The organism is Nonomuraea sp. PA05 (genome assembly GCF_008086045.1).
Classification (GTDB): domain Bacteria; phylum Actinomycetota; class Actinomycetes; order Streptosporangiales; family Streptosporangiaceae; genus Nonomuraea; species Nonomuraea monospora.
The window spans coordinates 145,979-170,639 of the sequence record NZ_VSEY01000011.1; the positions used below are offsets into that span (position 1 = coordinate 145,979).

The window sequence follows — 24,661 nt, forward strand, 5'->3', positions numbered from 1 at the left end:
TACGGATGTCCCGATGTCACCGGTCGTCGGGGCGCGCGGCGCCGCAGGAGCCCGCCTCGGCCCCCGCCACCTTCCAGTCCGCGCCCGGGAACGGGCTCATGAAGTGCGTCAGCAGGTCCACGGCGTAGTCCGGCGCCTGACCGCCCGGGTCGAGCAGCGACACCATCTGCGGCCCGTCGGCGCCGCGCAGCGTGATCGCGCCGCGTTCCGCCCCGGCGGCGAAGCCGGGCTTGGCGTCCACCGTCACGCAGGCCAGGCTGATCCCGGCGGCCTCGATCTCCTGCTTGGCGCCGATGCGCCGCATCCGCTGGTCGTAGCGGCGCGGGGCGAGCGAGGTGGTGGGGCCGAGCCTGACCGACTCGCGGAAGACGTCCTCGCCGATCTCCCTGCTCAGCCGGACGTCCAGCTTGACGTCGGGCCGCAGGTCGACGCCCTTGGCGGCGAGCTTCACCGTGCCGTAGTCCCCCTCGAAACCGGGCGTGACGTAGCCGAGCGCGGGCGGCGCCTTCATGCCGAACGGCACCTTGCCCGGCCGGATCCGCAGCCACGACACGCGGGCGATGGACAGGGACAGGCTCTCGATGGAGCTCTTCCCCAGCCCGAACTGACCGCCGACGTGGTAGGTGAGGAAGCCGTTGGTGTACGGGACCTCCTTGCTCACCGCCAGCCTCTGCGGGGCCACGCCGTCCACCCTGAGCCCGGCGCGCAGGGTGACACGGCCGGTGGGGACCGGCCGCGAGACCAGGTCGAGCGACTGGTCGGGGTTGAGCCTGATGGTGGTGTCGGCCGCCAGGTCCCTGACCGCGAGCGACACGTCCCCGAGCCGCCCGGACGGGTCCACCAGGCCGCCGTCCACGCCGAGACGGCCGTCGAGCGTGCTGACGCCGCCGACCGCCTTGTAGGTGACGGCCGGCACGCTCAGCCCGGCGGCGGAGGCGTCGGCGTCCACGCCGAAGACGGCGGGCACGTCGGAGAAGCGCAGCTCGCCGGTGCCCCTGCCGGGCAGCGTGAGCTTGGCGGTCAGGTGCTTGACGGCCGCGGAGTTGCTGACGCGGATGCGGGTCCTGGCTCCGTACGTGCCCTGGACGGTCACCGCGGCGGGCACCGGGTCGATCGCGACGTGCCCGCGCAGCCCGCCCGCCTCGGCCCGCACGTCGAGCGCGCCCAGCGTGGCGGCCGGCTCGATCCGGTACGAGGCCTGCACCGTGTTCCCCTCCCCTACGCCGAACGGTCCCACCGACATGCTGGTGATCCTGGACGGCAGCCCGGTCAGGGTGGCCCTGGCCTTGATCGGCACGGGCGACAGCACGCTGCTCGACAGGTACACGCCGAGGTCGCGGCGCTTCGGCCGGAACCCGGAGAACGCGAACGTCTTGCCGGCCAGGTCCACCGTCACCTGGCCGGGCAGGCCCGTCACGTCCAGGTACCCCTGCAGCCCGAAGCAGCCGCGCTGCGGCACGCAGAAGGGGCCGGGCGCGCAGCCGGGCGATCCGGCCGCGCAGCCGCCGTCCACCAGGGACACGCCGCCGGGGATCGCGGGGGCGGCGCGCATGCCGTCCAGGGCGGCGGCCGTGCCGAGCCAGGCGCGGGCGCGCACGTCCAGGCGCGAGCCGGAGTAGGTGAGCCGGCCGCCGTCCGAGGTGACGGCGAGCTTGCCGGGCACGGGCCCGACCGTGCCGGTGATCCCGAAGCGCGTGTCGCCCTGCCGGACGTCGGCGTCCACGGCGAGGGTCTGGGTGGCCGAGCGGAAGTCGGCGGTGAAGCCCCGCGCGGCCGGGGTGAACTCGACGTGCGAGAGCCTGTTGACCAGCACGCTCGCGTCCAGGTCGCCGCTGGCCTGGTCGTAGTGGGCCGCCAGGTGCGGGCCCGTGGGCGCCTTGGCGCCGTCGTGGTTGGTGAAGGCCAGCGCCGCCGTACGGACGGGGCCCGACAGGCCGCGGAAGCGGTACGAGGCCGCGTTCCACGAGGCGTCGAACTTGGCGGGCACGCCGGTGACCTCGGCGGCGGCCCTGGCGTAGCGGTCGCCGAGCTTGGCCCTGGCCAGCGCGGACACGCGTTCGACGGGGCCGTCGGAGACCCAGCTCAGGGTCCTGGCCGCGGTGTCGGCGACGAGCTCTGCCCGCTTGCGCACGCCTTCGACGGTGGCGCGCAGGTCCTCGCCGGTCGCCTGGGTGACGTGCGCTTCATTGGCATAGATCCGCACCGCCTTGAGCGTGGAGGAGGTGGCGACCTTGACGGTCGAGCGCTCGCCCAGCTCCCACGACGCCCGCACGTCGTCGTGCACGCCGCGCACGGTGCCGTCCACGGTGGGGCCTGCCCTCAGGTTCGTGTAGGCGGCGCGCAGCGTGTCGATCACGCCGCTGGCCTGGTAGGCGGCCTTCCTGGCGGCGGGGTCGAGCGTGACGTCCACGGTGGCGGGCGTGTTGGAGATCTCCAGGCGGGCCACGTGGGTGCGGTCGATGCTGGCCGCGCCCACGAACGAGCGGCCACTGGCGTCCACGGCCAGGTGCACGTGCGGCGCGGCCCCGTACGTGGCGTCGAACCCGGACAGCCCCGACAGCAGCCCGGACACCCCCAGCGCGGCACCGTCCTTGATCATGGTGACGTGGCCGCCGCGCGGGGTGGAGACGGCGCCCTCGCCGCGTTGCAGCACGACGGCGAACCTGCCGATGGGCGAGCTGGCCGTGTGCGTGACGCGGTGCGCCCGCAGGTCGTTGACCAGGCGCACCTTGGCGGGCAGCGCGCTGAGCTCGGCCTTCAGCACGGTCTTGGCCGCCGCCAGGTCGAGGTAGCGCAGGCTCGCCGCGCCCGCACGGCCCGAGCGGGTGGCGACGGAGAGCGTCTGCTTGCCGTCCGCGGTGCCGTACCTGGCGGTGAAGGACGGCGGCACGCGCCGCAGCTCGACCTCGGTCACCCTGGTCAGGCGGCCGTCGCGGTAGGACAGGTCGTGCACGTGGGCGCGGGCGGCCGAGGACGGCGCGGAGAAGCGCACCTCGCCGCCCGACAGCCGCACCTCGGCGCTGGCGGGCATGCGGTCGAGCACGGCCCGGGTGAACCGGCGGCTGGTGACGGCCACGGCCTCGGTCCTGGCGGGGGCGGAGGCGGTGACGTTCAGGGTGGGGGTGTCGAGCGTGGCGTCGACGGTCAGCTCGGCGGTGGCCGGGGTCTGACGCAGGCTCACGGCGCCGCGCCCGGTCAGCCCGGCCACGACGGCGGCGCTCCGCCCTGGCTCGTCGCGGTCGACGACCGCCTTGACCCGCTTGCCCGCCAGGTCCACGGTGAACGTGCCGCGGTCGGCGGCCGACAGCGACGAGCCGCGGCGCAGGCCGTCGAAGCCGACCGACACCTTGTCGTCGTACTCGGCCCAGACCTGCGCCTTGACGCTCTCGCGGGACAGCCGCCTGACGGCGAACGAGATCCCCGCCGCCCCCTCGCCAGGGTCGGCGGTGGGCACCAGGTCGGCGGCCAGGTCGGGCCTGGAGTCGCCGGTCACGTCGGCGGCCACCGGCACGCCGACCGGCTGCCTGATCGAGCAGGAGACCGGCACGGCGGCGCTCTCCACGCAGAGCCGGTACGTCAGGCCCGGCACCGCCTTGCCCAGCCCTTCGAACGTCCTGGCGATCGCGGCGAGCGGCTTGCTCAGGTTGAGCGGCTCGGCCCGCGTGGTGTCCGGCAGGACGTCCCGGACGTCGGGCGCCTGCCTGCCGAAGCCCTGCGCCTCCTGGACGGCGGTGGCGGCCTGGCTGATCTCGTTGATCAGCTCAGGACCCGCGGGTGTGGTCACCTCTGGCGCGTCCGGCCCGACCCGCTCGTTCCCCGCGGGCTGGAGTGCCAGCGAGGCGCGCTGCGGCAGGGTCACGGTGGCGGCCGGCGGCTCCTGCACGGCGGGCACCTCGGCCAGTGGCTGCCGGGCCTGGGCCGCGGGCGGTGCGCCGACGAGGACCGTGCCGGCGATGGCCGTCGAAGTGAGCACGCGCATGAGGGCGTGCGGCATGAAACGTTCTCCCCCGGACCCGTCTATTTCATCCCATCAGAAACATAGGTCACGAGACGACCATATTTCCTCACGGGGAGTCAAACAGGATCCGACATGGGACCCCAATTTTCTGTCAGGACCGATATGGGCGCAGCCGTGGCCACCACCCGGGGACGTGCGACCGGTAAGCGGCGTATTCGGCGCCGAACTTCCGGGTCAGGTGCGGCTCCTCGTACCAGTGGACGAAGGAGTAGACGGGGATCGCCAGGAGGGCGGCGTAGAGCAGCAGCCAGGGGTCGCCGAACAGCATCGCCTGGCCGATGACGGCGGCGAAGATCGCCACGTACATGGGGTTGCGGACGTACCGGTAGAAACCGCCGACCACGAGCCGGTCGGGCGGCGCGACGGGGACGGGCGTCCCGAGCCCCTCCACCACGAACCTGACGAACGCGCTCACGATCACGGCCAGTCCCGCCAGCACCAGGAGCGCGCCGAGCGCCCTGAGCGGGATCATGACCGGGTCCGGGAAGGGGCTGTGGAACCGCCAGCCGCCGATCCAGTACGGGACGAGGACGGCGACCACTCCTGGTCCGGCGGCGAAGAAGGTGGCGGTGATGGCGGCTGCGGGCGTGGTGCGCATGGCATCGCTCCTAATTCATCCTGCGATGAGTTTAGGCCGCCGCCCGCAGCCACGTCAACGCTTGTTGGCACCTCGCGCGCCCGGGCTTCGGCGTCTCAGGCGAGCCGGACCACGACCTTCCCCCGCACGCCGCCCGCCTCCAGCGCCCGGTGCGCCTCTGCGATGCCCTCCAGGGGGAACACCCTGTCCACGACCGGGCGGAGCTCGCCGCTGTCCACGTACCGGGTCAGATCGGCGAAGAGCCGGTGGGACGGGTTGCCGCTGAAGGCGCGCACGCGGCGGCGGCCGTGCACCGTGGAGGCGGCGATGTACCCCAGGGACGCGGCGGCCCTCGTGAGGTCGAAGGCGATCGCCACCATGCGGCCGGACGGCGTCAGGAGGCGGCGGTAGGCGCGGTGCTCGGTGCCGACCGTGTCCATCACCACGTCGAACCTGCCCAGATCGGCCGGGGTGGTGGTGGCGTAGTCATGGGCCTCGTGGGCGCCGAGGTCGCGTACGAGGTCGAGGTTGCGCGCCCCGGCGAGCGCCGTGACCTGGGCGCCGAGCGCCCTGCCGAGCTGCACCGCCACCACACCCACGCCGCCGCTGCCACCGCGCACGAGCAGCCGCTCGCCGGGCCGCAACGCCGCCTTGTCGCGCAGGGCCGTGATCGCCGTCGTGCCGACGGGCAACGCGGCGGCCTCCATCAGGTCGAGGCCCTTCGGCGCCAGGGAGAGGTGGCGGGGGCGGACGGCGATGTACTCGGCGAGGCTGCCGAACGTGCGCCCCAGCACACCCCACACCCGGTCGCCCACCTGAGGTCCCGCCACACCGACGCCCCGGACCACGTCCTCGCGACCCCCCGCACCGGCCTCCTCGGGGCTCGCCGCGCCGGGGCCGAGGGCGACGACCTCGCCGGTGAAGTCGAGGCCGATCCGCTTGGGCCAGCCGCGCTGGGCCAGCCCCGTCACCAGCCGCACCCTGCCCGCCCTGCCGTGCAACTCACCGCCGTTGACGCTGGCGGCGTGCACGCGGACGAGCACCTCGCCGGGGGCCGGGACTGGCCTGGGCACCGTGCCCACGTACAGGACCTCCGGCGGCCCGTACCGGTCGAACAGGGCCGCGCGCATCTCGTTCTGCTTCATGCGGACGACGCTAACCGGCTAAACGGATGGGGCCATCCACTTACGCTAATGTGAGAGACATGCCTGCTCGACCCTCTCACCTGGAGCCCGCCGAGCCGCTGCGGGCCGACGCCAGGCACAACCGCGAGCGCATCCTCGAAGCCGCCCGCGAGGCGTTCGCCACCCGCGGGCTTGACGTGCCCATGGCCGCCATCGCCCGGCGGGCCGGGGTGGGCGTGGCCACGCTCTACCGGCGGTTCCCGTCACGGGAGTCACTGATCACCGAGGTCTTCGGGGACGAGCTGGCGGCGTGCGCGTCGCTGGTGGACGAGGCGCTGGCCGACCCGGACCCGTGGCGGGGGTTCCGCACGGCGATCGAGAAGGTGTGCGCGATGCAGGTCGCCGACCGCGGGTTCACCGACGCGTTCCTGACGGCCTTCCCCGCCGCGATCGACTACGAGCGGACGCGGGCGCGGGCCGAGCAGGGCTTCGCCGAGGTGGTGCGGCGGGCCAAGGCTGCCGGGCGGTTGCGGCCCGACTTCGACCTCGCCGACCTGACGCTGCTGCTCAAGGCCAACTGCGGGGTGGCCACCGGTACGGGCGAGGCCGCGGCTGCGAGCTCGCGGCGGCTGGTGGCGTACCTGCTGCAGTCCTTCCAGGCCGAGCACGCCGCACCCCTGCCGCCCGCGCCGCCGCTCACCCTCAGCCACATGCACGCCGCCCCGGCGGCACGCTGACGTTCCCGGCGGCACGTCGGGCGCGTCAGCCCGGCAGGCGCGGATCGACGTGGATCTTCGGGGCGCTCCCCCACTCCGGGCGCCGCCGCCCCGCCAGCACCAGCCCCGCCTCCTCCAGCGGGACCGTCGCCGCGACGAGAGGCCGCGGATCGACCAGACCCGAGGCGTACAGCCCGGTGGCCCCGGCCAGACCACCGGAGGCGCTGAGAATGCCGGTGGCGGTCACGTCCCGGAGCACGAGATCGCGCGTGTCGATGCGGCTGGGCCCGGCGGACAGGCCGATGAGGACCACGCGGCGCCCCGGCTCGACGGCCTGCACGGCCAGCGCGGGCGAGCCGCTGCCGTTCGAGGCGTCGATGACCGCGTCGAAGGCCCGCTCGGGACGGCTCGTCCAGGTGCGGGTGAAACCGAGTGAACGGGCGAACTCCAGCGCGGGACCGGCGAGCCCCAGCAGGTGCACCTCCACCCCGCGCGCCGCCGCCGTCATGGCCGCCAGCAGGCCGATCGTGCCCGGGCCGATGATCAGCAGCCGCTCTCCCTGGTCGAGCGCGGCGGCGTCGACGGCCCTGAGCGCGTTCCCGCCGGGCTCCACCAGGGCGCCCAGCGCGGGATCCACGGTGGCGGGAAGGGGCTGCAGGGCGCGGACGGGGACGGGGAGTCGTTCGGCGAGCGCGCCGGGCCAGCCGTTGCGGACGCCGATCTCGTACCGGCCGGCGCACAGATGCTGCCTGCCGCCCAGGCAGCGCGCGCACCGCCCGCAGCCGAGCATGGTGTCGCCGGTGACGCGGCGGCCGAGCCAGGCGGGGTCCACGCCGTCGCCCGCCTCACGCACGACCCCGCACCACTCGTGGCCGATGCGCACGGGGTAGCGGGCCTCGCCGGTGCGCAGGTACGCCATCGCGCCGGAGTAGAACTCCATGTCCGTCCCGCACACGCCGGCCCGCTCGACCTCGACCACCACCTCGCCCGGGCCGGGCACGGGCGGCTCGACGTCCTGGACCTCCGCACGTCCAGGACCCGTGATGACGAAGGCTCGCATGATCGCAGACGTTACCCCCGTGCGCGGGCGCGCGCTTCACGGGAAGACCCGTCTGTTGCAAGGTGGAGGTGAACCTCAGAGTTGCCGGAGCTCAGCCGAGAGGAACCACCATGCAGGCGAACGTCGGTGACTTCCTGATCATTCATGGTCGTGTGGTCGGCCATGGGGACAGGAAGGGTGAGATCGTCGAGGTCCGGGGGGCGGGCGGCGCGCCGCCGTACCTGGTGCGGTTCGGCGATGGTCACGAGCAGCTCATGTACCCGGGGCCGGACTCGGTCGTCGAACCGGCCACGCCGGAGTAACCGTCACCTGGCCAGCGACCGCAGGGCCGCTGCCGCGTCACGGCCGGAGCCGGCGGCGATCTCGTTGCCGTCCCCGTCGCGGGCGATGGCGATGGTCCCGTCCACCGGGCCCCGGGCCAGCGTGATCGTGTGGCCGCGCGCGAGCAGCTCGTCCGCGTCCGGACCGCGCGGGGCGGGCGGCGGGGCGAGCAGGCGCGGTGCCGCGATGAGGGCGGCGACCGGGGTGCGGTGGCGGGTCAGCAGCACGGGTCCCTCGTCGTACGGGCCGGCGGTCTGGCGTACCAGGTCGCCGAGTCGTGCGCGGGCCGTCGAGAGCGAGACGACCGGCAGGCCGCTGAGCACCCCGTACACCTCCGACAGCGGGATCAGCGCGGCCCACTCGTAGCGCTCACGGGTGATCAGCGTGGTGGTGCCGCTCCTGGCGGCGCGTACGAGCGAGCCCCACTGGGCACGCGCCTCCTCCACGCCGACGGGGGCGCCGAAGCGATCCCGCAGCGCTTCGTAGGCGGCCGGATTTGTGTTGATCATGCCAGAATCGTAAGCCGCCTTACAAATTCGCCGCAAGTCTCCTGGTGGCGTGGCGGCCCCGCACGGGCGAAAACCGGTCGTAAGTGCCCGCACCGGCGACTAAGGTGCCCCGGTGCACATCTACCTGGAGACCGAGCGGCTGACGCTGCGCCGCTTCACCGAGTCCGACGCGGACGACCTGTACCACCTGCACAACGACCCCGAGGTGATGCGCTACCTCAACGGCGGCAAGCCCACGCCCCGGCAGGTGATCCTCGACAGGACCGTGCCGAGGTTCGTCAGCGGTGGCTTCTTCGCGGCCGTGGAGCGGCAGTCGGGCGAGTTCCTCGGCTGGTTCCACCTGCGCCCGGCGGAGGGCGGCCCGGAGGAGGAGCTCGAGCTGGGTTACCGGCTGCACAAGGCGGCCTGGGGGCGGGGGTTCGCGACCGAGGGGTCGCTGGGCCTGATCGACAAGGCGTTCGTCGAGCTGGGGGCGCGGCGGGTGTTCGCGCAGACGATGGCGGTGAACGTCGGCTCGCGGCGGGTGATGGAGAAGGCCGGGCTCCGGTTCGCGCGCACGTTCCGGATGGACTGGCCTGAGCCCATCGACGGGAGCGAGCACGGCGAGGTCGAGTACGAGCTGCTGCGCGCCGACTGGGAGGCCGCCCGCCGACGCTGAGCGGTCCTGATCGGGCTCAGCCTGGTGCACTGGTCGGACCAGTGGTTAGGGTGCGTCGTATGGGATATGACGCGCTGTTCCGCCTGGACGGGCGGCGGGCCGTGGTGATCGGCGCGGGAAGCGGCATCGGCAGGGAGGCCGCGCTGGCGCTGGCCGCGCACGGCGCCTCGGTGGTGTGCGCCGACCGCGACCTGCCCGCCGCGAGCGAGACCGCCGAGGGCTGTGGCGGCGATGCCCGCCTGGTGGACGTGCTGGACACCGAGGCGGTGCGCGCGCTGGCCGCGGACGAGCCGGCCGACGTGCTGGTGTTCACCGCGGCCACGAACGTCCGCAAGCGGCTGCTCGACTACTCGGGCGAGGAGTTCGACCGGGTGGTGGGGCTGAACCTGCGGGCCTCCTTCGAGGTGGTGCGGGCGTTCGGCGCGGGCATGGTCGAGCGGGGCCGCGGCTCGATCATCGGGTTCGCCTCCATCAGGGCGTCGGTCACCGAGCCGGGGCAGAGCGTGTACTCGGCCACCAAGGCGGGGCTGGTGCAGTTGCTGCGCACGGCCGCCGCCGAGTTCGGGCCGCACGGGGTGCGGGTGAACGCCATCGCGCCCGGCGTCGTGGAGACGCCGCTGACCAGGCAGATCAAGGACGATCCCGGCTGGTACGCCGCCTACGCCGCCAAGAGCGCCCTCGGTCGATGGGCGACGGCCGGCGAGCTGGCCGGAGCGGTGGTCTACCTGGCCGGCGACGCGGCGAGCTTCGTGACCGGCTCCGTGCTCTACGTGGACGGCGGCTGGACCGCCGTGGACGGCCGTTTCGATCCGCCGAATTGAGCCGAATACTTCCGACCGAATAGGGCAGCGGGCACGGGTCCCAGGAAAGGAGGGACTCATGAGAACAGCACGGAACTTAGCACCCGCGGGCCTCGCGGCCGTGCTGGCACTGACCATGACCCCGGCGGCCGCCCAGGCTCAGACGCAGGCGACCGCCCCGACCCTGGCGCAGGGCGTCGCACAGACACAGGCCATCACCCATGCGCAAGCCGTCTCGCAGACCCAGGGCGTCTCGCAGGCGCAGGGCGTCTCGCAGGCGCAGGGCGTCTCGCAGGCGCAGGGCGTCTCGCAGGCGCAGTATTCCTCCCAGGCGCAGAGCGTCTCTCAGGCGGCCTGGCGTACCGATGCCGCCGCCGGCGCGTCCGCGGCGGTGCACGCCGCGCCCCAGGACGTCGCCTATCTGAGGGCGGCGCACCGCGGCCACCTCGCCGAGATCGCGGCGGGCAAGGCGGCGTTGCGCAAGTCCCGTGACCGCGACGTCCGCGGTCTCGCCTGGCGGCTGATCCGCGACCACCGCAAGCTGGACGCCCGGCTGCGCGGGGTCGCCGACCGGCTCGACGTCCGCATCCCCGGCTCCCCCAGCGCCGAGCAGCGCCGCGATCTCAGAGCGGTGCTGTCCAGGTCCGGTCACCGCTTCGACCGCGCCTGGTTGCGGCTCCAGGTGGACACGCACGAGCACGCGCTCTGGCTGGGGCAGCGGGAGCTGCGCCGCGGGCACTCCAAGTGGGTGAAGGACCTGGCGCGCGACAGCGCCCCGGTGATCCGGCACCATCTCCGCGCGGTTCGCGCCGCGTTGTAGCGCGCGTCGCATGACCTGACCGGCACGGCCGGTCAGCAGCCGCGCCCGGGCCCGGCGCCGCCCGTCGGAGGTCTCAGACTCCTTGACCGCGGGCGGCCCGGGCTCCGGGCATGGCGACCGCAGCAGTTACAGGCGGAGCGGTTACGGGCGAAGTAGTCACGGGCGGATGATCGCCATCCTGGTCACGGTCAGCTCCTCGATCGCGAACCGCGGCCCTTCACGCCCCGCCCCCGAGTCCTTGACCCCGCCATACGGCATGTTGTCCGCCCGGAACCCCGGCACGTCGTTGACCACCACCCCGCCCGCCTCGATCCGGTCGATGGCCGCGAAGGCAGTGGCCAGCGACCGCGTGAACACCGCCGCGTGCAGCCCGTACCTGGACCGGTTGACAGCGGCGAAGGCGGCGTCGAGGTCGGGCACCTGGCGGACGCACACGACCGGCCCGAAGATCTCCTCGTCCCAGGCGGCGGCCCCGTCGGGCACGCCGGCCAGCACCGTGGGCGCGATGGCGCGCCCGTCGCGGTGGCCGCCCGTGACGACGTCCGCGCCGGAGGCGGCGACCCACTCCAGGACGCGTTCCGCGGCGGCCTGGTCGATCAGCGGGGCGACGCGCGTCTCCGGCAGCCGGGGGTCGCCGACGGTGACCTCCTTGACCCGGCCGGCCAGCAGCGGCAGGAACTCCGCCGCCACGACCTCCTCGACGAGCACCCGCTGCACGGAGATGCACGCCTGGCCGGAGGCGTAGTAGCCGCCCCGCACGACCGCGTCGGCGGCGGCCTCGAGGTCGGCGTCGGCGGCGACCACCAAGGCCGCGTTCGAGCCGAGTTCCAGCAGCACCTTGACCGGGGCGGCGGCGCGCGCGATGGCGTGGCCCGCGGCGGCGGAGCCGGTGAACGACACCGCGCCGATCCGCCGGTCCTCCACGAGGGTCCGGCCGACCTCCACTCCGCCCGTGACGACCTGGACGGCGGCGGGCGGCAGGGCGTCCCTGAGCAGGTGCGCGAGCCAGAGGGTGGCCAGCGGGGTCGCAGGCGCGGGCTTGACGATCACCGGGCAGCCCGCCGCCACCGCCGGGGCGATCTTGTGGGCGGCGAGGAGGAGGGGATAGTTGAAGCCGGTGATGCCGGCGACGACGCCGATGGGCCGCCGCGTCCAGAACCCGATCAGGCCCTCGCCGGACGGCAGCAGGTCGAGCGGGACGGTCTCCCCGTGCAGCCTGGCGACCTCCTCGGCGGCGGTGGCCAGCGTGAGGAGCGTCCTGGCCACCTCGACCCGGCAGTCCACCAGCGGCTTGCCGGTCTCCAGCACGAGCAGCCGCTCGAACTCCGCCCGATTGTCCCGCAGCGCGTCATGGGCGCCCATGAGGGCGGCGCGGCGGGCGTGCGACGGCAGCGCGGCCATCGCGGGCGCTGCGGCGAGCGCCTCTTCCACGGCCGTGGCGGCGTGCGCGGCCGTGCCGAGCGGGGCGGCGGCCACCGTGGAGCCGTCGAAGGGGAAGATCACGTCGGTGGTGGCGCCGGTGTCCACCCAGCCGGCGCCGATGGGCAGGCCCGCGGGCCAGCTCTGCTCGAAGATCATGGTCGGCTCCGCAGTGCGCTCGGGAAGACGTCGAGGTAGGCAGGCGCGTCCGCGCGTCCGGTGGCGGTCAGGACGGCGTCGGCCACCGCGCGGCTGAACACGTCGGCCGCGGCGGCGAGGACGTCCTGTAACGTGTCCTGGCCCGGGGCCGGGCGGGCGCAGGTGGCCAGGCCGAAGATGGTGTCGCCGTCGGTCATGGTGTGCGCCGGCCGGATGGCCCTGGCCAGGCCGTCGTGGGCGACGGCGGCCAGCTTGCCGCATTGGGCCTTGGTGAGAGTGCGGTCGGTGGCCACGATGCCGATCGTGGTGTTGAAGGCCGGGGCGTGCGCGGGGCTCCAGGCCTGGGCCTCGTCCGGGGCCGGAGGGCTGAGGTGGCCGAACTCGCCCGGGAGGCCGTATCGGGCGCCGGCGAGGGTGGCGTCGTGGGGGTCGAGGACGGAGCCCACGGCGTTCACGACGGCCAAGGCGGCCACGGTGGTGCCGTCGGGGAGGATGGCGCTGGCGGTGCCCACCCCTCCGGCCAGGCCGCCCGCCATGGCTCCGGTCCCGGCGCCGATCGAGCCTCTGGCCGGGCCGTGGTGGCAGGTGACGGCGCCGTCCTGCTTCCCGCCTGCCGCGGCTGCCTCGCCGTCCGGGGCCAGGGTCCTTTCAGAGGGTACGGGGGCAGCGCCGTCCGGGGCTGGGGTCCCTTCAGGGGGTACGGGGGCAGCGCCGTCCGGGGCTGGGGTCCTTTCAGGGGGTACGGCGGCGGCGTCGTAGGCGGCGGCCCCCAGGGCGTCGTCCGGAACCGCCCGGAAGGCACCGCCCCGCCCCAGATCGAAGATCACCGCCGCGGGCACGATCGGCACCACCCCGCCCACGACCGGAAACCCCACCCCCGCGTCCGCCAGCCGCGCCACCACCCCGCAAGCCGCGCTCAGCCCGAAGGCACTGCCTCCCGACAGCACCACCGCGTGCACCCGCTCCACCAGGTTCCGCGGATCCAGCAGCTCCGTCTCCCGGGTCCCGGGCGCGGCCCCTCGCACGTCCACCCCCGCCACGACGCCCCCGGCGGGCGCGAGGACGACGGTGGTCCCGGTGCGGAAGCCGCCGCCGACGCGCCGGGCGTGCCCGACCCGCAGCCCCGCCACGTCCACCAGCGAGTTCGTCTCCCCGGCCCGCATCAGTGGTCCCCGTTCAGGAAACGTCTGGCGGCCTCGGCGAACACCCGCGTGCACTGGACGATCTCGGCGACCTCGACGAACTCGTCCGCCTGGTGCGCGATCCACTTGCCGCCGGGCCCGTACACCACGGACGGCACCCCGCCCCAGTGCGTCAGGACGGTCCCGTCGGTGGTCCCCGGCACCCCGCCGTACACCGGCTCCTGGCCCGTGACGGCCCGGTGGGCGGCGGCGAGGGCGGCGACCACCGGGTCGGTGCGCGGCACGTCCACGGGCGGCCGGTCAACCAGGACGGACACCTCCGCGGAGATCCCGTCGCCGGAGGCGAGGGCGGCCACCCGGTCGGCGATCTCCTTGTGGTCGGCGCCGGGCACGGTGCGGACGTCCACGAAGACCGAGGCGACGGCCGGGATGACGTTGACCTGCTCCTCGGACCCGGCCCGCAGGACGGTGGGCGTCACGTACACCTCGCCGAGGTGCTCGTGGGCGGGGTGGCTCCGCTGCAGGTCCTCCTGCAGCGACCGCAGCCCGACGAGCAGGGCGCCGGCGGCGGCGATGGGGTTGCGGCCGTGCTGGGGCATGGCGCCGTGGGCCATCCGGCCGTGCAGGTCCACGCGCAGCCGCAGGGCGCCCTTGGCGACGGCGCAGATCTCGCCCGCCTCTGGCTCGGCGACGATCGCGCCGTCCACGTCGGCGGCCAGGCCGGAGGAGACGAAGTGGTGAGCGCCGAGCATGAGGCCTTCCTCGTCGGCCAGCGCGCACACCTTGATCCGGCCGGGGAACGTTCCCGCGAGTTGCAGGGCCCGGGTGGCGTACAGGGTGGCGGCCAGGCCGGACTTCATGTCGGCGCTGCCCCGCCCCCACAGCTTGCCGTCGCGGATCTCGCCGCCGAACGGGTCCACGGTCCAGGTGGACAGGTCGCCCTCGGTGACGACGTCCGTGTGCCCCTCGAACATGAGAGTGGGGCCCGGGCCGCCGCCGCCTTCGACGACGGCGACGACGTTCGGCCGGCCGGGCGCGGCCTCGTACACGACCGGGTTCCAGCCCCAGTCCCGCATCCGCGCCTCGACGAGGTCGGCGGCGGGCTGCTCGCAGCGCCCGCGCGCCGGGTCGTTGGTGCTGGGGACGCGGACCAGCGCCTGCGTGAACTCCACCACTCCATCGGCGTCGACTTCGATCACAGCAGTCCCTCCAGAGTCGGTACGGCCGCAAGCAGCTCCTGCGTGTACGGGTGGGCGGGCGCGGCCCAGACGTCGTCCACGGGCCCGGTCTCCACGATCTCGCCCTTGCTCATGACCGCGACCGTCTCGCACACGTGCCGCACCACGGACAGGTCGTGCGAGACGAACACGAGCGTGAGCCCCAGCTCGTCCACGAGGTCGGCCAGCAGGTTGAGTATCTGCCCTCGGACGGAGACGTCCAGGGCGCTGACGGGCTCGTCGGCGACCAGCACCTTGGGGCGGGGGGCGAGCGCGCGGGCGATGGCGATGCGCTGCCGCTGCCCACCGGAGAACTGGTGCGGGTACCTGTCGGCGAACGCGGGGGACAGCCCGACGGCGTCGAGCAGCTCCGTCACCCGGTCACCGGCGGGCAGGCCGAGGGCGGCCAGCGGTTCGGCGACGAGGTCGCGGACGCGCATGCGCGGGTCGAGTGAGCTCATCGGGTCCTGGAAGACGATCTGGAGGTTCTCGCGCAGGAAGCGCAGCCTGCGCTCCGGCCTGCCGGTGATCTCCTGGCCGTCGAAGCGGATGGTGCCGCTGGTGGGCTGGTCGAGGGCGCAGAGCAGGCGCAGCAGCGTGGACTTGCCGGAGCCTGACTCGCCGACGATGCCGTAGCGTTCGCCCTGGTGCACGGTGAGGGAGACGTCGCGCAGCGCGTGCACGGCGGCGCCCTGCCCGGTGAGCGAGGTGCGGGGGCGGCGGTAGATCCGGTTGAGTCCCTGCGCCTCAATCAGCGGGGTGCCAGCATGCGTGGGCATGGCCGTCTCCTGTCAGCGCCGGAGTCGTCTCGCAGGTGGGGGTGGCGTGCGGGCAGCGGTTGCGGAAGACGCAGCCGCCGGGGAAGCGGCCGGCCGGTGGCACGCTGCCGGCGATGGTGGGCAGGCGGGTGCCGCGCGGGGTGAGGCGGGAGGCGGCGAGCAGGCCCTGCGTGTAGCGGTGGCGGGGCCGGGTGAAGACCTCGCGCAGCGGGCCCGACTCGACGACGCGGCCGCCGTACATGACCAGGACCCGCTCGCACATGGCGGCGACGACGGCCAGGTCGTGGGTGATGAACAGCAGCGCGGGCGCGACCTCGCCGATCAGGTCGAGCATCTGTTTCTGTACGGTGACGTCGAGCGCGGTGGTGGGCTCGTCGCAGATGAGCAGCTCGGGGCCGTTGGCCAGGGCGATGGCGAGCATGACGCGCTGGCGCTGGCCGCCGGAGAGCTGGTGCGGGTACGCGCGGGCGATCTGCCCGGGGTCGGGCAGCCGTACGCGTTCCAGCAGCTCGACGGAGCGTTCCCGGGCCTCCTGGCGGGGGCGGCCGTGCAGGGTCATGACCTCGGCGACCTGGGCGCCGATCCGCATGAGCGGGTTGAGCGCGGTCATCGGCTCCTGGAAGACCATGGACAGCGCCCGCCCGCGCAGGCCCTTCATGCGGCTCTCGGGCACGCCGACGAGGTCGCGGTCGCCGAGCCTGGCGGCCCCGGAGGCGGTGACGCCTTCGGGGAGCAGGCCCATGAGCGACAGCGCGGTCAGCGACTTGCCGGAGCCGGACTCGCCGATCAGCCCGACCCGCTCGCCCGGCGCGATGCCGAACGACACGTCGCGGACCAGCTCGACGGTGCCCGCGCGGACGGTCAGGCCGTCAACCTTCAGCACGGATCCTCCTGAGCTTGGGGTCGAGGTGGTCGCGCAGGCCGTCGCCGAGGAGGTTGAAGCCGAGCACGGCCACGGCGATCGCGATCCCCGGCCACAGCGCCAGGCGGGGCGTGGAGAAGAGCAGTTCCTGCGACTCCTGCAGCATGCGCCCCCACGACGGGATCGGCGGGCGGGTGCCGAAGCCGAGGAACGACAGCGCCGCCTCGGCCAGGATGGCGATCGCGAACGACACCGACGCCTGCACGATGAGCACGGAGCTGATGTTGGGCAGCACGTGCCGCACGGCGATGGCGGGGCGGCGCCGCCCGGCAGCCCTGGCGGCCAGGACGTAGTCGGTCACCATGACCTGGAGAGTGGCGGCGCGGGCCACGCGGGCGAACGCGGGCACGGTGGCCACGCCGATCGCGATCATCGCGGTGAGCGTGCCCGGCCCGTACACGGCGCCGAGCATGACGGCGAGCAGCAGCGCGGGGAAGGCGAAGACGAGGTCGTTGGCCCGCATGATCAGCTCGGACAGCCCGCCGCGCGGCGTCATCCCGGCGATCACGCCGAGCGGGGTGCCGATGAGCGCGGCGATGCCGACGGCGACGATGCCGACGTAGAGGGTGGTGCGGGCGCCGACCATGAGCTGGCTGAAGGTGTCGCGGCCGAACTTGTCGGCGCCGAGCAGGTAGCCGTCGCCTGGCTCGCGCAACTTGCCCGCGGCGTCCACGAGCGTGGGGTCGTGCGGCGTCCAGAAGAAGGAGACGACGGCGGCGAGCACGACGAGCCCGACCAGCGTGCCGCCCACCAGCAGCGCGACGTTCGTCCTGGCTCTCATCGCAGCCTCGGGTCGAGCAGGTGGTAGGTCACGTCCACCACGAAGTTGATCAGCAGGACGGCGGCCACCAGCACCATCACCACGCCTTGGACGAGCAGCAGGTCGCGCCCGGCGACGCCGTTGAGCAGCAGGTCGCCGAGTCCGGGGATGACGAAGACCCGCTCGACCACGACCGCGCCGATCAGCAGCGTGGCCAGTTGCAGGCCGAGCACGGTGACGACGGGGACGGCGGCGTTGCGCAGCCCGTGCCGCCACAGCGCGCCGGTGCTGCCGCGGCCCTTGGCGCGGGCGGTGCGCAGGTAGTCCTCGCGCATGACGTCGAGCACGGCGCTGCGCACGTAGCGGGTCAGCACGGCGCCCTGGACGAGGCCGAGCGACAGCCACGGCAGCAGCAGACTCCGCAGCCACTCCCCCGGGTCGTCGGCGATGGGCACGTAGCCGCCGGACGGCAGCGCCTGGGCCTGCACCGCGAAGACGAACACGAGCAGGATCCCGGCCAGGAACGCGGGGATGGCGATGCCGAGCTGGCTGGCGGCGCTGATGGCCGCGCCGATCGGGTTCCTGTGGTGGACGGCGGCGAACGTGCCCAGCGGCACGGCCAGCACCAGGGCCACGGCCATGCCGCCGAGCACGAGCACGAGCGTGACGCCGAGCCGGTCGGAGATCTGCGGGCCGATGGGGGCGCTGGTCACGTACGAGGTGCCGAAGTCGCCCTGGGCCAGCCCGCCGAACCAGTCGAGGAACTGCACGACGGGCGGCCGGTCGGTGCCGAACTGGCGGCGCAGCTCGGCGACCGCCTCGGGGGTGGCGTTGACGCCGAGCGCGATCTCGGCCGGGTCGCCGGGCAGCAGCGCCATGAACGCGAACACCGCCACGGCGGCCACGACGGTGCTCGCGAGCAGCACCGTCAGCCGCTTGACGAGGTACAGGGTCACTGCTTGGCGAGCGCGGTGAAGTCGAAGGACTCCGAGATGGCGTTCTTCGGCAGCCCGGTGACGCCCTTCTTCGCCACGATCAGGTTGGGGAACAGGAACAGCCAGTCGGCTGCGGCGTCGTCGGACAGCAGTTCGGCGGCCTGCTTGAGGTCGTCGGTCTGCTCCTGCTCGGTGCCGGCGTCGGCGGAGGCGAGCAGCTTGCCGAACTCGGGGTTGTCGTAGCGGAAGTAGTACGACTTGTCGGCGAATATGCCCATGTCGCGGGGTTCGACGTGGTTGATGATCGACAGGTCGTAGTCGCCCTTGGTGAACACCTGGTCCAGCCAGCGCGCCGGGAACTCCAGCGGCTCGATCTCGGCCGTGATCCCCACCTGGGCGAGCTGCGACTTGACGACCTGCGCGCTGTTGACCGCGTACGGCAGGTTGGGGATGCGCATCTTGACGTTGAACGTCTTGCCGCCGAGCAGTTCCTTGGCCTTGGCCGGGTCGTACGGGTAGTCGCCGGTGCGGTCCTCGTACCAGGGGTCGGTGGGCGGCACCATCGAGCCGATGAGCTGCCCGCGCCCGGCCCAGGCGGTGTCGAGCAGCGCCTTGTGGTCGATGGCGTGCCGCACGGCCTGCCTGACCTGCTTGTCGTCGAACGGCGGGCGGCCGTTGTTCATCGACAGCACGACCTCGCCGTTGGTGGTGCCCTCGATGGTCTCGAACCGGTTGGGGTCGGCGAACTGCTGCAGCGACTCGGGCGCCTGCACGCTGGAGATGACGTCGATGCCGCCGGTCAGCAGCGCGTTGTTCATCGCCGTGGCGTCCTTGAAGTACTTCAGCGTGACCGACGACAGCGCCGGCTTGGCGCCCCAGTAGGAGGGGTTGGCGTCGAGCTTGAGTGAGTCGCCGCGCCGCCAGGAGCCCAGCACGTACGGGCCGGTGCCGACGGGCTTGCTGGCCAGGTCGGCGACGCCGGTGCGGCTGAACATGGCGCCGAGCCTGCTGGTCATCGAGTACAGGAAGCCGTTGCTGGGCTGCTTGAGCGTGACGACGGCGGTCGAGTCGTCCTTCTTCTCGACCTTGTCGATGACGTCGAGCTGCGTCTTGATCTTGAGCTTCCAGTCGGAGGCGACCCGGCCGAGCGAGAAGACGACGTCGTCGGCGGTGAACGGCGCGCCGCTGCTGAACTTCACGTTCTTGCGCAGGGTGAAGGTGTAGGTCTTCCTGTCGCCTGACACGTCCCACTTCTCGGCGAGCAGCGGCACGATCTCGCCTTCCTGGTCGAGCTTGACCAGGCCCTCGTAGACGTTGACCAGCAGCGCCTGCGGGATGGCGGCGCCCTCGGTGGAGGTGAAGTCGAGGTTGGCGGGCTCGGCCACCGCGCCGACCGACAGCGTCTGGCTCTTCGGCGTCCCGCCGCCCCCGCCATCGCCGCCATCGCCGCCTGAACCGCCTCCGCAGGCCGCCGTGACCAGCAGGAGACCGCCCGCGGCGATCCAGATCCCGATTCGCCTCATGTCCTACAGCCTCCTGGCTAGTGCACTGGTCTGACCAGTAGGCTACGCACATTGCCAGCCGGTGACGGCTCGGGTCAAGGGGGCTTGCATGGGTGGTCCGCGCTTCGAGCCGGTGCGTGCCGTGCGCGCCTACGAGCGGGTCGTGGAGCAGGTCGAGGAGGCCATCGAGAGCGGCGCTCTGGCACCGGGCGGGCGGCTGCCGAGCGAGCGTGAGCTGATGGTGCAGTTCTCGGTCAGCCGGTCCACCGTGCGGGAGGCGCTGCGGGTGCTGCAGGCGCGCGGGCTGGTGCGCTCGCGGCCCGGCGACCCGAACGGGGCGGAGGTGCTGCCGTTCTCCCCCGCCGCATTACACAAGTCGATGACCACGCTCGCCAGGGTGGCGGAGCTGTCGCTGGGCGAGCTGGTGCAGTTCAGGATGGTGCTGGACGGCTCCGCCGTGCTGCTGGCCGCGCGGCTGCGCTCCGAGGGCCAGCTCACCGAGATGGACGCGGCCGTCGCCGCCATGCGGGCCGCCGTGGGCCAGGACGAGGAGGCGTTCGGGGCGGCGGACGTGGCCTTCCACGACGCGGTGGCGCGGGCGTGCGGCAACAAGCTCATCCAGGTCTGCACGGACGTGGTGCGTTCCATCGTGGTCAAGCTCATCGCGGAGCGGATCGCGGCGGCCCCCGACCGGGAGGAGCTGATGCGGCGCAGCATCCGCCACCACGAGGAGGTGATCGCCGCCGTCCGGGCCGGCGACGGCCCCCTGGCCGCGCGATTGTCGAGAAAAGCGATGTATGACTACTACGCCGGGTATGTAGATGAAGGAGAGCGGAGTGCCCTGAGGGCACTGTTGGAGTGACTTGGCCCACAGGGTGTTATGTTGCCGAGGTGGCGGGCGTGGACGGGGACGGGCTGGCGGAGGCCTTTCTGCGTGAGCCGCGGCGATACACCAGTCACCAGGTCGCCGAGATGGCGGGGGTGCCGGTCTATCGTGCGCGGCGCTTCTGGCGTGCCCTGGGGTTCGCCAACGTGCCCGACGACGCCGTCGAGTTCACCGCCTCCGACGTCGAGGCGCTCAAGACACTGCTCGGCATGGTGACCTCGGGCGTCTACGACGAGGAGCACGTCCTGCTCATCGCCCGCTCGCTGGGCCGCGCCACCACCAGGCTGGCCGAGTCGCAGGCCGAGCTGGGCGCCGAGGCGCTCGACAACGCCGGCGTGCCGCTCGCCGAGCGGCCCCGCGCCTGGCGCAGGCGGGCCGAGCGGGTGGTGCCCGACCTGGCCAAACTGCTGGTCTACGCCTGGCAGCGCCAGCTCGCCGCCGCCGCCGGGCGCATCGCCGACCAGGACATGAGCGCCGTACGGCTCGCCGTCGGCTTCGCCGACCTGGTCGCGTTCACCCGGCTGAGCAGGCAGATCACCGGCGGGGAGCTGGCCAGGCTGATCGACAGGTTCGAGGGGCGCTCCGCCGACATCGTGACGTCGTCCGGCGGGCGGGTGGTCAAGACCCTCGGCGACTCCGTGCTGTTCGTCAGCGACAAGGCGCACGTGGCCACCGAGATCGCGCTGCGGCTGGTGGAGACGCACGCGCGCGGCAAGGACATGCCCGAGCTGCGGGTGGGGCTGGCCTCGGGGCCGGTGATCTGGCGGATGGGCGACGTGTTCGGCACCACCGTCAATCTGGCCAGCAGGCTCACCGCGTTGTCGCTGCCGGGAACGATCCTGGCCGATCCGCAGCTCGCCGAGGAGCTGGAGGGGGATCGGGCGTTCCGGCTGCGGGAGGTCAACCGGCTGTCGGTGCGGGGGCTGGGGGAGCTGGCGCCGTACACGGTGATGCGCGCCGGGAGCGCCTGAGCTCTCACCGCGGGGAGCCCGTAAAGTAGATCATCGTGACGGGACGTACCGCCGTGGACGGCGACCTGGTGGGCGCCGAGGCGCGGCTCATGCTGGACGCCCGCTACGGGCACTTCACCGCCATGCAGGTCAGGGATCGGCGGGTGCGCGGGCTCGGCCGGCACCTCGACCGGCTCGACACGGCCAACAGGGAGCTGTTCGGGGCGGGGATCGACCGGGCGGCGGTGCTGGCCTCGATCAGGGCCGTGCTGGGCACCGGCGGGCGCGACGCCGGTCTGCGGGTGAACGTCGTGGAGCACGGCGGCCGGCCGCGGGTCGTGGCCGCCGCCTACCCGCCGCACGCTCCGCTCCCCGGTCTCCTGCACGTCAAGCCGGTCGTCTACCAGCGCTATCTGCCGCACATCAAGCAGGCCTTCGGCTTCCAGCAGGCGCACATCGTCCGCCGGGCCACCGCCGCGGGGTTCGACGAGGCGCTGCTCACCACCGGCGACGGCCTGATCAGCGAGGGCGCGATCACGAACCTGGGCGCGTTCGCCGGCGGCCGCCTGATCTGGCCGGACGCGCCGATGCTGCTCGGGATCACGATGAGCCTGCTGCGGGACCTGGACGTGCCGCAGGAGCGCCGCCCGGTCAAGGTGACCGATCTGCCGGACTTCGACCAGGTGTTCCTCTGCAACTCCTGGGGAGTGATGCCGGTCGGCAGGGTGGACGGCGTGCCGCTGCGCCAGGACGCCGGGCTGGTGGCGCGGCTGGCCGAGCACTACGAGAGCGTCCCCGCCGACCCGGTGGATTGATCTGAGCGGCGGGTGTGTTGCACCCGTACATGACCGCCTACTCGATTCTCGACCGTTCGCTCGTCCGCCGCGGCTCGACCCCGGCCGCCGCGCTGCGCGAGACCGTGGCGTTCGCGCAGCAGGCCGAGGAGCTGGGATATCACCGGTTCTGGGTGTCGGAGCACCACAGCGTGCCCGGCGTGGCGGGGTCGGCGCCGACCGTGCTGGCGGCGGCCGTGGCGGCGGCGACGTCGCGGATCCGGGTGGGCACCGGCGGCGTGATGCTGCCCAATCACCGGCCGCTGGTGGTGGCCGAGCAGTTCGGCGTGCTGGAGTCGCTGTTCCCCGGCCGCGTGGACATGGGGCTGGGGCGTTCCGTGGGTTTCACCGGGGGCATCCGCAAGGCGCTCGGGCACGGCAAGGACGACGCGGACCGGTTCGGCGACCAGCTCGCCGAGCTGCTCGGGTACTTCACCGGCACGCAGGACGCGTATCCCGGCGTGCACGCGCTGCCCGCCGAGGGGTCGCGGCCGGAGGTGTTCGTGCTGGCCATGGGGGCGGGGGCGGACCTCGCGGCCGAGCACGGGCTGCCGATGGTGATCGGTGGCGGGGCGCGGATGCTCGACGCCGTGGCGCGCTACCGGGCCGCGTTCCGGCCGTCCGGGTGGGCGGCGCGGCCGTATGTGATGGTCGCGGTGGACGTGGCGGTCGGCGCGAACGCGCCGGAGGCGGCGCTGCTGCAGTTGCCCGAGGCGTGGGCCACGGTGCGCTCGCGCACCGGCGGCTCCTTCCCGCCGCTCGTGCCCGCCGAGGAGATCGCGCGCATGGAGCTGGGGGCGCGGGAGCGGGCCTATCTGGACGAGGCGCTCAAGGGACGGATCCACGGCACGCGGAGTGAGGTCGCGGTGGCGCTCGGCACGCTGGTCGAGACGAGCGGAGCCGACGAGGTGCTGGTCACGATGAACACCTACGACCTGGACCGGCGCCTGGACTCCTACCGGCGGCTGGCGGAGCTGCTCACGGGTTAAGATCGCCCGAACATCGTTCTGAAGGGTGTTCGCATGATCCGTCAGCACGGCATCGGTGACCTCCTGCGGCGCACCGCCGCCCGGCACCCCGCCAAGACCGCCGTCGTCTTCGGCGACCTGCGGCAGAGCTACGCCGATCTCGACCTGGCAGTGAACAGGACGGCCAACGCGCTGGCCGCCAGGGGCGTGGGCAAGGGCGACAGGTTCGCCGTCCTCAGCCACAACAACCACGCCTACGTGGTGGCCTACTTCGCGCTGGCGCGGCTGGGGGCGATCTCCGTCCCGATCAACTTCATGCTGGGGGCCGAGGAGGTGGCGTACATCCTGCGGCATTCCGGCGCCACCGGGATGCTGGCCGAGGAGGCGCTGCTGCCGGTCGCGGCCGTGGCGGTCACGCCCGAGGTCGCGGTGCGCGGCGTGATCGGCGCGGGACGGGACGGGTGGGAGCCGTTCACGGCCTGGTCGTCCTTCGAGGACGGCTCGGAGCCCCAGGTGGAGATCGCGGACGACGACCCGATCCAGCTCATGTACACCAGCGGCACCGAGTCCCGCCCCAAGGGGGCCACGCTGTCGAGCAGGAGCCTGATCGCGCAGTACGTGACGTGCGTGGTGGACGGCGAGATGAGCGCCGACGACGTCGAGGTGCACGCCCTGCCTCTCTACCACTGCGCGCAACTGCACTGCTTCCTGACGCCGGGCGTCTACCTGGGCGCCACCAACATCATCCTGCCGGGGCCGAGCCCGGCGGCGATCCTGGCGACCATCGAGGGCGAGCGGGCCACCAAGCTGTTCTGCCCGCCGACGGTCTGGATCTCGCTGCTGCGCCACCCCGACTTCGACCGCCGCGACCTGTCGTCGCTGCGCAAGGGGTACTACGGCGCGTCCATCATGCCGGTGGAGGTGCTGAAGGAGATCGCCACGCGGCTGCCGGACGTGCGCCTGTTCAACTTCTACGGCCAGACCGAGATGGCGCCCGTCGCCACCATCCTCGGCCCCGAGGAGCAGCTCACCCGGCTGGGCTCGGCTGGGCGGCCCGCGCTGAACGTCGAGACCAGGATCGTGGACGACGCGGACCGGCCGGTGCCGCCCGGCGTCGTCGGCGAGATCGTGCACCGCAGCCCGCACGCCATGCTCGGCTACTGGGACGACCCGGACAAGACCGCCGAGGCGTTCCGCGGCGGCTGGTTCCACAGCGGCGACCTCGGGGTCATGGACGAGGACGGCTACCTGTCGGTGGTCGACAGGAAGAAGGACATGATCAAGACGGGTGGCGAGAACGTGGCCAGCCGCGAGGTCGAGGAGGCCCTCTACCAGCATCCCGCGGTGGCGGAGGCGGCGGTGTTCGGGATCCAGGACGACAAGTGGATCGAGGCGGTGACGGCGGCCGTCGTGCTGCGCGAGGGGGCCGGGGTGACGGAGCAGGAGCTGATCACGTTTCTGCGGGAGCGGCTCGCGCCGTTCAAAACCCCCAAACGCATTGTTTTCCTGGAATCACTTCCTAAAAACGCCTCCGGAAAAGTACTGAAGCGGGAGCTGCGCAGCGGCATTTCCTAAATCATTTTCGG

Annotated in this window: 23 protein-coding genes; 10 read left to right on the forward strand and 13 right to left on the reverse strand. The window is 73.1% G+C overall.

The genetic code is table 11. From position 1 onward, the window contains the following. Nucleotides 1-16 precede the first annotated feature (16 nt). From FXF51_RS19205 to FXF51_RS19215, 3 genes are all read right to left on the reverse strand, one after another. A complete protein-coding gene (locus tag FXF51_RS19205; protein ID WP_148435864.1) occupies nt 17-3,994 on the reverse strand; it encodes a hypothetical protein in 3,978 nt (1,325 codons plus the stop codon). 115 nt (nt 3,995-4,109) lie between these two features. Continuing rightward, entirely contained in the window at nt 4,110-4,616 is a 507-nt protein-coding gene (locus FXF51_RS19210; protein WP_148435865.1) for a methyltransferase family protein, read from the reverse strand. Between the two features lie 95 nt (nt 4,617-4,711). Further along, nucleotides 4,712-5,740 (reverse strand): NAD(P)-dependent alcohol dehydrogenase, encoded by a 1,029-nt coding sequence (locus tag FXF51_RS19215; protein ID WP_411268366.1) that lies wholly within the window; start codon nt 5,738-5,740, stop codon nt 4,712-4,714. Nucleotides 5,741-5,799: 59 nt separating this feature from the next. On the opposite strand from FXF51_RS19215, the gene FXF51_RS19220 reads away from it, so the two are divergent. After that, nucleotides 5,800-6,456 (forward strand): TetR/AcrR family transcriptional regulator, encoded by a 657-nt coding sequence (locus FXF51_RS19220; RefSeq protein WP_148435866.1) that lies wholly within the window; start codon nt 5,800-5,802, stop codon nt 6,454-6,456. 25 nt (nt 6,457-6,481) lie between these two features. Here the strand turns inward: FXF51_RS19220 and FXF51_RS19225 are convergent, their stop codons facing one another. Further along, the gene (locus FXF51_RS19225) at nt 6,482-7,495 is read right to left on the reverse strand and encodes a zinc-dependent alcohol dehydrogenase (protein WP_148435867.1); all 1,014 of its coding nucleotides are present in this window, start codon (nt 7,493-7,495) and stop codon (nt 6,482-6,484) included. 110 nt (nt 7,496-7,605) lie between these two features. Here FXF51_RS19225 and FXF51_RS19230 point away from each other — a divergent pair, with 110 nt between their 5' ends. Then, nucleotides 7,606-7,797 (forward strand): DUF1918 domain-containing protein, encoded by a 192-nt coding sequence (locus tag FXF51_RS19230; protein WP_148435868.1) that lies wholly within the window; start codon nt 7,606-7,608, stop codon nt 7,795-7,797. 3 nt (nt 7,798-7,800) lie between these two features. Here the strand turns inward: FXF51_RS19230 and FXF51_RS19235 are convergent, their stop codons facing one another. Then, nucleotides 7,801-8,325, reverse strand: a complete 525-nt coding sequence (locus FXF51_RS19235; protein ID WP_148435869.1) for a type II toxin-antitoxin system prevent-host-death family antitoxin — start codon at nt 8,323-8,325, stop codon at nt 7,801-7,803. A 112-nt stretch (nt 8,326-8,437) separates the two neighbouring features. Here FXF51_RS19235 and FXF51_RS19240 point away from each other — a divergent pair, with 112 nt between their 5' ends. Genes FXF51_RS19240 through FXF51_RS19250 form a run of 3 tightly spaced genes read left to right on the forward strand, consistent with a single transcriptional unit; the run spans nt 8,438 to nt 10,603 of the window. Next, complete coding sequence (locus tag FXF51_RS19240) at nt 8,438-8,983, forward strand: GNAT family N-acetyltransferase (protein WP_148435870.1); 546 nt, start codon at nt 8,438-8,440, stop codon at nt 8,981-8,983. 59 nt (nt 8,984-9,042) lie between these two features. Continuing rightward, nucleotides 9,043-9,804 (forward strand): SDR family NAD(P)-dependent oxidoreductase, encoded by a 762-nt coding sequence (locus tag FXF51_RS19245; protein WP_148435871.1) that lies wholly within the window; start codon nt 9,043-9,045, stop codon nt 9,802-9,804. Nucleotides 9,805-9,862: 58 nt separating this feature from the next. After that, nucleotides 9,863-10,603 (forward strand): DUF4142 domain-containing protein, encoded by a 741-nt coding sequence (locus tag FXF51_RS19250; RefSeq protein WP_148435872.1) that lies wholly within the window; start codon nt 9,863-9,865, stop codon nt 10,601-10,603. 156 nt (nt 10,604-10,759) lie between these two features. Here the strand turns inward: FXF51_RS19250 and FXF51_RS19255 are convergent, their stop codons facing one another. The 8 genes from FXF51_RS19255 to FXF51_RS19290 are packed head-to-tail and all read right to left on the reverse strand — an operon-like array spanning nt 10,760 to nt 19,459. After that, nucleotides 10,760-12,181 carry an aldehyde dehydrogenase family protein gene (locus FXF51_RS19255; RefSeq protein ID WP_148435873.1) on the reverse strand — a complete coding sequence of 474 codons (1,422 nt, stop codon included), beginning with the start codon at nt 12,179-12,181 and terminating at the stop codon, nt 10,760-10,762. Further along, entirely contained in the window at nt 12,178-13,344 is a 1,167-nt protein-coding gene (locus FXF51_RS19260; RefSeq protein WP_148435874.1) for a P1 family peptidase, read from the reverse strand. The genes FXF51_RS19255 and FXF51_RS19260 overlap by 4 nt, the downstream gene beginning before the upstream one ends. Beyond that, nucleotides 13,344-14,522, reverse strand: a complete 1,179-nt coding sequence (locus FXF51_RS19265; protein WP_148435875.1) for a M20 family metallopeptidase — start codon at nt 14,520-14,522, stop codon at nt 13,344-13,346. The genes FXF51_RS19260 and FXF51_RS19265 overlap by 1 nt, the downstream gene beginning before the upstream one ends. After that, entirely contained in the window at nt 14,519-15,319 is an 801-nt protein-coding gene (locus tag FXF51_RS19270; protein WP_148435876.1) for an ATP-binding cassette domain-containing protein, read from the reverse strand. The genes FXF51_RS19265 and FXF51_RS19270 overlap by 4 nt, the downstream gene beginning before the upstream one ends. Further along, nucleotides 15,288-16,202, reverse strand: a complete 915-nt coding sequence (locus FXF51_RS19275; RefSeq protein ID WP_148435877.1) for an ABC transporter ATP-binding protein — start codon at nt 16,200-16,202, stop codon at nt 15,288-15,290. The genes FXF51_RS19270 and FXF51_RS19275 overlap by 32 nt, the downstream gene beginning before the upstream one ends. Next, a complete protein-coding gene (locus FXF51_RS19280) occupies nt 16,189-17,022 on the reverse strand; it encodes an ABC transporter permease (RefSeq protein ID WP_148435878.1) in 834 nt (277 codons plus the stop codon). The genes FXF51_RS19275 and FXF51_RS19280 overlap by 14 nt, the downstream gene beginning before the upstream one ends. Then, nucleotides 17,019-17,957 carry an ABC transporter permease gene (locus FXF51_RS19285; protein ID WP_148435879.1) on the reverse strand — a complete coding sequence of 313 codons (939 nt, stop codon included), beginning with the start codon at nt 17,955-17,957 and terminating at the stop codon, nt 17,019-17,021. The genes FXF51_RS19280 and FXF51_RS19285 overlap by 4 nt, the downstream gene beginning before the upstream one ends. Then, on the reverse strand, nt 17,954-19,459 hold the full coding sequence (locus tag FXF51_RS19290) for an ABC transporter substrate-binding protein (protein ID WP_148435880.1): 1,506 nt from the start codon (nt 19,457-19,459) through the stop codon (nt 17,954-17,956). The genes FXF51_RS19285 and FXF51_RS19290 overlap by 4 nt, the downstream gene beginning before the upstream one ends. An 88-nt stretch (nt 19,460-19,547) precedes the next feature. Between FXF51_RS19290 and FXF51_RS19295 the strand changes: the two genes are divergently transcribed. From FXF51_RS19295 to FXF51_RS19315, 5 genes are read left to right on the forward strand one after another with little or no spacing between them, the layout of a single operon-like run. Continuing rightward, the gene (locus FXF51_RS19295; RefSeq protein WP_148435881.1) at nt 19,548-20,300 is read left to right on the forward strand and encodes a FadR/GntR family transcriptional regulator; all 753 of its coding nucleotides are present in this window, start codon (nt 19,548-19,550) and stop codon (nt 20,298-20,300) included. A gap of 29 nt (nt 20,301-20,329) precedes the next feature. Beyond that, entirely contained in the window at nt 20,330-21,295 is a 966-nt protein-coding gene (locus FXF51_RS19300; RefSeq protein ID WP_148435882.1) for an adenylate/guanylate cyclase domain-containing protein, read from the forward strand. Nucleotides 21,296-21,330: 35 nt separating this feature from the next. Continuing rightward, nucleotides 21,331-22,089 (forward strand): aminotransferase class IV, encoded by a 759-nt coding sequence (locus FXF51_RS19305; RefSeq protein WP_148435883.1) that lies wholly within the window; start codon nt 21,331-21,333, stop codon nt 22,087-22,089. Nucleotides 22,090-22,118: 29 nt separating this feature from the next. After that, entirely contained in the window at nt 22,119-23,096 is a 978-nt protein-coding gene (locus FXF51_RS19310; RefSeq protein WP_148435884.1) for an LLM class flavin-dependent oxidoreductase, read from the forward strand. A 33-nt stretch (nt 23,097-23,129) separates the two neighbouring features. After that, nucleotides 23,130-24,650, forward strand: coding sequence for an acyl-CoA synthetase (locus tag FXF51_RS19315; protein ID WP_148435885.1), 1,521 nt, complete (start codon nt 23,130-23,132; stop codon nt 24,648-24,650). The last annotated feature ends 11 nt before the right edge of the window (nt 24,651-24,661 follow it).